This window comes from Variovorax sp. 01T439_2 (assembly GCF_056398445.1).
Genome location: NZ_JBFTPJ010000415.1, coordinates 1 through 5,787 on the forward strand (window position 1 = coordinate 1; position 5,787 = coordinate 5,787).

Consider the following 5,787-nt stretch of genomic DNA (forward strand, 5'->3'; position numbering starts at 1 on the left):
GGCAAACCCTGTGCCAGGCTGGAAAAATGCTTTCAGATCAACGACTTAGGGCGATCTGGATGCGGTTTTCGGGGTTGGGGCCGTCTGGAAGGCCCCGAAACCCCGGTTTTTGTCGCCGAATCCCGACAAGCCCGCGAGGCTGGTGGAAAATGGCCTTTTAAATCAACAACTTAGGGGCGTCGCTAGTCGGCGACAGGCTCATTGCCCGGAGCGACAGCGTCGGCCTTGAAGTGGCCCGGCGTGAGTTCGTGCTTCTGCAGCAGGCGGTAGAACTCGGTGCGGTTGCGGTCGGCCAGCCGGGCGGCGTCGGCCACGTTGCCGTCGGTCAGCTTGAGCAGCCCGACGAGGTAGTCGCGCTCGAAGCGCTGCTTGGCCTCGGCATAGGTCTGGACCTCGACCGTGGGCACGCGCAGCGCGCGCTGCACCAGCGCCAGCGGGATCAATGGCGAGCTCGACAGCGCGCAGACCTGTTCCACCACGTTGTAGAGCTGGCGCACATTGCCGGGCCAGGCCGCGGTGGCCAGCGCCTTGAGCGCCTCGGGCGCGAAGCCGGACAGCCGCTTGCCGTACTTGGTCGAGAGCTTCTGCAGGAAGTGGTTGGCCAGAAGCGGAATGTCCTCGCGCCGGGCCGACAGCGGCGGCAGCGTGAGCGTGACCACGTTGAGCCGGTAATAGAGGTCTTCGCGGAACTGGCCGGCTTCCATGGCCACGTCCAGGTCGCGGTGGGTGGCCGAGATGATGCGCACGTCGACCTCGATCGACTGGCTGGCACCCAGCGGGCGCACCGCGCGCTCCTGCAGCACGCGCAGCAGCTTGACCTGCAGGGCGGGCGGCATGTCCCCGATTTCGTCGAGCAGCAGCGTGCCGCCGTCGGCCTGCTGGAACAGGCCCTTGTGGTTGGCATGGGCGTCGGTGAAGGCGCCCTTCATGTGGCCGAACAGTTCGGATTCGAGCAGCGCCTCGGGGATGGCGCCGCAATTGACGGCCACGAAAGGCTTGTCGGCGCGCGCGCTGGCGCGGTGGATGGCGCGCGCCAGCAGTTCCTTGCCGGCGCCGCTGTCGCCGCGCAGCAGCACCGAGGCGTCCGACTTGGCGACCATGCGCGCCTCGGCCAGCAGCTCGGACATGCGGTTGCTGCGGCTCACGATCTCGGCGCGCCAGCTTTCGTCGCCGGCCTTGGCGGGCGTGCTGGCCGGTGCGCCCAGCGCCAGCGCCTGCGCGATCTTGTCGAGCAGTTCGCGGCCGTCGTAGGGCTTGGTGAGATAGGTGAACACGCCGCGCGCGGTGGCCTCGACCGCATCGGGAATGGTGCCGTGGGCGGTGAGCAGGATCACCGGCAGCGAGGGATGGCGCTTGCGAATCTCGTCGAACAGCTGGAGCCCGTCGCGGCCGGGCAGCCGCACGTCGCTGAGCACCAGCTGCGGGTGCTCGATCTCGAGCTGCGTGAGCGCGGTTTCGGCCGAGGTCACGGCCGTGACCTGGTAGCCGGCCGAACTCAGCCGCATCGAGAGCAGCCGCAGCATGTCCGGGTCGTCGTCGACCACCAGCAGGCGCGCGCCGGTCGTGCTCATCGATGGGGTTCCTTGGGCAATCGCCGGCTGCGGTTCATGGATTGGGCCTGGTGCCGCCGGGCGGAGGCAGGGTCGGCGGCGGCACGTTGTTGGGCCGCGCGAAGCTGCGCTCGATGGCGCGCAGCGCCTCGATGCGGTCGTTCAGCTGGTCGATGCGGCGCTGGCTTTCGCGCACCTGCTGCGCCTGCTTGTCGCGGTCGTCCTCGACGCGGCGCTGCTCCACGTAGCGCGCGGCCAGTGCGCGCGCCAGCGGCTGCAGCGGCTGCGCCTCGGGCGAGGGGTTGGAGATCACGCGCTGCATCAGGCCCAGCGCGCGCGCCAGGTCGGCCGGCACGCGGGTCTGTGCGAGCAGCAGCGCGAGCTGCATCTGGGCGGTGGGCGAATCGCCGGGATCGCCGGCGCGGGTGATTTCGGCGGCCAGCTCGGCGCCGCCCAGCGGGCGGACCTTGTCGGCATAGGCCAGCATGGCCGCGGCCGGGCCCTGGGTCATCAGCGTGAAGAGCGAGGCGGGCTGCGTGGCGGGCGCCTTGGGCTCGGCCTCGACCGGCATCACGCGCGGCACGGCGGGCGGCGGCGGCAGGGCCTCGGCCTCGGCGGGTGGTGCGGGCTGCGTCGCGCAGGCGGCCAGCAGCAGGACGAAAGGCATGGCCACCGCCCCGGACAGGGTCGAACTGCGGACGAACGGAAAAAGCATGGATTGAAGAAAAGGCAAGAGGCGGTGTTTGTTTTCAGGTGTGTGCCTGGGGGGCTTCACGGTGGGTTGTTCAGGCCGTGCGCGGCAGTTCGATGCGAAAGCGCGCGCCGGGCCCCTCTGGCAGCAGGGTGATGCGGCCCCCATGGGCAGCAATGTACTCCTGCACGATCGAAAGGCCGATGCCCGTGCCCTTGACGGCATGCTCGGGCTGGCGTTCGCCCCTGTAGAAAGGCTCGAAGATCCGGTCCCGGTCGCCCTCGGCAATACCCGGGCCGGCATCGTTGATATCGATGCACGCGGTGGTGGGCGTGCCCGACACCACGATGGAAATGACGCCGCCGCGCGCCGAATAGCGGATCGCGTTGGACAGCAGGTTGGCCACCGCCGTGCCGAGCTTGGCGCGGTCCACCGGGAGCGTGATCGACTCGCCCTCGGCATGGACGCGCAGGCCGTGGGCTTGCCACTGCAGGCGCTGCGCCTCGATCTGCTCTTCGACCAGCGGCAGCAGGTCGGTGCGTTCGCGGCGCAGTTCGCGCGCCTCGAAGGCGGCGGCGTTGAAGCGCAGCAGCGCCTCGATCTGGCCCTGCAGCGAAACGGTGTTCTGGTTCAGGATCTGCGCCACCTCGAGCTGCGCCGGATTGAGCGGACCCGTCACGCCGTCTTCCAGCAGCGAGACGCCTTCGCGCAGCGCCGCCAGCGGCGTCTTGAGTTCGTGCGAGACGTGGCGCAGGAAGCGTGCCTTGTCGGCATCGAGCTCGGTCAGGCGCAGGCGCAGCCACTCGAGCTGCTGCGACAGGCGCCGCACGTCGGCCGGCCCGCGGATGTCGATGGGCTCGTCGAGCCGGTTCTGGCCCAGTCCGACGATGGCGTGCTCCAGCCGCTTGAAAGGACGCGCGAGCCAGATGCCGAAAGCCAGCGCCAGCGACACCGCCAGGATGCTGGCGGCCACCACTTCGCGCATCAGCCGGCGGCGCGCGTTCTCGATGCGCTTGGCCAGCGCGTCGTTCTGCAGCTCGATCAGGAACTGGGCCTGCTGCGCCAGATTCGTGTTCAGCGAATCGAGCTCGCGGAACTGCATGGCCATGCCGCTTTCGCGCGAGAGCGCGCTGTCGGCGCTACCGCTCATGAGCCCCTCGATCACGCCGAGCTGGGCGCGCCACAGCTCGATGCCCGACGGCGCGAGGCCGTTCCGCTCGAGCCGTTCGAGCACCTGGTGCGCTTCGCGCGCGGCATCGTCGAAGCGGCGGCGCAGCACGGCGTCGTTCAGCACCAGCGACTGGCGCCCGGCGCGCTCCATGGCGGCACTGCGCTCGGCCAGCGACTGGGCCGCGCCCGAGAGCCGCAACGCGCGGGCCGCCGCATCGCGGCTCTGGGTCATGAGCGCGTCGTACTGGAACACCGAGCGCAGCGCCACGCCCACCAGCAGGGCGGTGATCAGCAGGAACGCGAAAAGCAGGAGCTGCTGGAACGAGCCCCGTCTGGACGGCCGCTTCGCCATCAGGCGGCGAGCGCGGCGGGAACCGGCACCGTCGACGATTCGCGCGTGGCCACCTCGCCGCGCAGCGTGTAGGCCAGCGAGCGCGTGATGCGCAGGTCGGCCATCTGCCCGACCAGGCGCGCGTCGCCTTCGAAGTTGACCACGCGGTTGCAGGCGGTGCGGCCCATCAGTTCGTTCGCATCCTTGCGGGAAGCCCCCTCGACCAGCACGCACTGCGTGGTGCCGACCAGCGCATCGCCGAAGCGGCGCACGTTGCCGTCGATCACGCGCTGCAGCGTCTGCAGGCGAGCCAGCTTCACCGCATGGGGCGTGTCGTCCTGCAGCGCCGCGGCGGGCGTGCCGGGGCGCGGGCTGAAGATGAAGCTGAAGCTGTTGTCGAACTGGCAGTCGTCGATCAGCTTCATCATCTTGGCGAAGTCTTCGTCGGTCTCGCCCGGGAAGCCGACGATGAAGTCGCTGGAGAGCGCGAGTTCGGGCCGGATGGCGCGCAACTTGCGCACCGTGCTCTTGTATTCCATGGCGGTGTAGCCGCGCTTCATGGCCATCAGGATGCGGTCGCTGCCGTGCTGCACCGGCAGGTGCAGGTGGCTCACCAGCTGCGGCACCTTGGCATAGGCCTCGATCAGCCGCGGCGTGAACTCGTTGGGGTGGCTGGTGGTGTAGCGGATGCGCTCGATGCCCGGAATCTCGGCGACGTATTCGATGAGCAGCGCGAAGTCGGCGATCTCGGCCGTGTCTCCCATGCGGCCGCGGTAGGCGTTCACGTTCTGCCCCAGCAGCGTGACTTCGCGCACGCCCTGGTCGGCCAGGCCGGCGATCTCCACCAGCACGTCGTCCAGCGGACGGTTCACTTCCTCGCCGCGGGTGTAAGGCACCACGCAGTAGCTGCAGTACTTGGAGCAGCCTTCCATGATCGAGACGAACGCCGTGGCGCCGTCGACGCGCGCGGGCGGCAGGTGGTCGAACTTCTCGATCTCGGGAAAGCTGATGTCGACCTGGGGCCGGTCCAGCCGCTCGCGGTCGTTCAGCATCTCGGGCAGGCGGTGCAGCGTCTGCGGGCCGAACACGATGTCGACGTAGGGGGCGCGCGCGATGATGGCCTTGATAAATACTTTTTTGCTCATGGGGTGCTTTCCTGGCCCTTCCCGCCGGGAAGGCCGATGCAGGGCGCTTGCGTCGTCCTGCGGCGCGGCGGGCGCGGCCCGCCGGCCTCTTTATTTATTGCGTGTTGACGGTGTCGTTCGAAGTGAACGGCCAGATGTTCAGGAAGGGCTTGTTCAGCGATTCGCGGCTGGCCGTGGCCTCGCCCGGCGTGAGGATCCACACCTCGCGCAGCAGGCCGGCGGCATCGCGCGTGTAGTTCACCAGGTATTTCTGGCCGACGATGCCGCCCGCCATCACCAGCATGTTCTGTTCGCTGCGGATGCGGGCGCCGGGCGCCAGGCGGTCGACCTGGCCGTCGAGCTCGACATCGGGCGCATTGATCACCATGAACTTGCCGCGCAGCGTGCCGACCGGGAAAGTGCGCCCGCCCACCAGCGATTCGTTCTGGGTCTGCGGCCGCGGCACTTCGGACTGGGCTGCGGCGCCGATGGAAAAAAGGCTCGCAGCCACTGTGCAAAGCGCTATGAAAGTGAGAGCATTCGTGGGTTTCTTGCAGCGGTTCATGGGGTATATCCAGAGGCTGTGGAGCGGCGATTTTAGCGGCGGGGTGAAATCATCCCTGGCGCCTGCCACAGCGGGTTGTACATGGGCCCTGGCATTGCGGCTTTACTTATCTTTACGGCACTCACGGACACTGCGAGTCGACGGCTGCTCCAATAGCCGCTGTCAGCCCAAAGTGCACAAGAACCCATGAAGAAAAAAATCGTCCTCGCTCTTGCAGGTGTGTTGATCGTAGCCGTCGCGGGATGGTGGTGGAGCGGGTCGGGCGATCGCATGGCGGCAAAGAACGCCAGGCCAGCCGCCGCCGGTGGCGCCCCCGCAGACGGCGCGCCGGCCGCGCTCGTCACGCTTGCCACCGC

General features: G+C 68.6%; 5 protein-coding genes. All 5 read right to left on the minus strand.

Annotation, left to right across the window (positions count from 1 at the left end; all coding sequences use genetic code 11):
- Window positions 1-182 precede the first annotated feature (182 nt).
- The 5 genes from AC1DOC_RS19170 to AC1DOC_RS19190 all read right to left on the minus strand — a co-directional run bounded on the left by AC1DOC_RS19170 (window position 183) and on the right by AC1DOC_RS19190 (window position 5,377).
- Window positions 183-1,571, minus strand: coding sequence for a sigma 54-interacting transcriptional regulator (locus tag AC1DOC_RS19170; protein ID WP_012746114.1), 1,389 nt, complete (start codon window positions 1,569-1,571; stop codon window positions 183-185).
- A gap of 34 nt (window positions 1,572-1,605) precedes the next feature.
- On the minus strand, window positions 1,606-2,217 hold the full coding sequence (locus AC1DOC_RS19175; RefSeq protein ID WP_230537741.1) for a hypothetical protein: 612 nt from the start codon (window positions 2,215-2,217) through the stop codon (window positions 1,606-1,608).
- A 118-nt stretch (window positions 2,218-2,335) separates the two neighbouring features.
- Entirely contained in the window at window positions 2,336-3,763 is a 1,428-nt protein-coding gene (locus tag AC1DOC_RS19180) for a sensor histidine kinase (RefSeq protein ID WP_478079060.1), read from the minus strand.
- Window positions 3,763-4,887, minus strand: a complete 1,125-nt coding sequence (miaB, locus tag AC1DOC_RS19185) for a tRNA (N6-isopentenyl adenosine(37)-C2)-methylthiotransferase MiaB (protein WP_478130289.1) — start codon at window positions 4,885-4,887, stop codon at window positions 3,763-3,765. The genes AC1DOC_RS19180 and miaB overlap by 1 nt, the downstream gene beginning before the upstream one ends.
- A 94-nt stretch (window positions 4,888-4,981) precedes the next feature.
- Window positions 4,982-5,377 (minus strand): hypothetical protein, encoded by a 396-nt coding sequence (locus AC1DOC_RS19190; RefSeq protein WP_230537739.1) that lies wholly within the window; start codon window positions 5,375-5,377, stop codon window positions 4,982-4,984.
- Window positions 5,378-5,787: the final 410 nt, after the last annotated feature.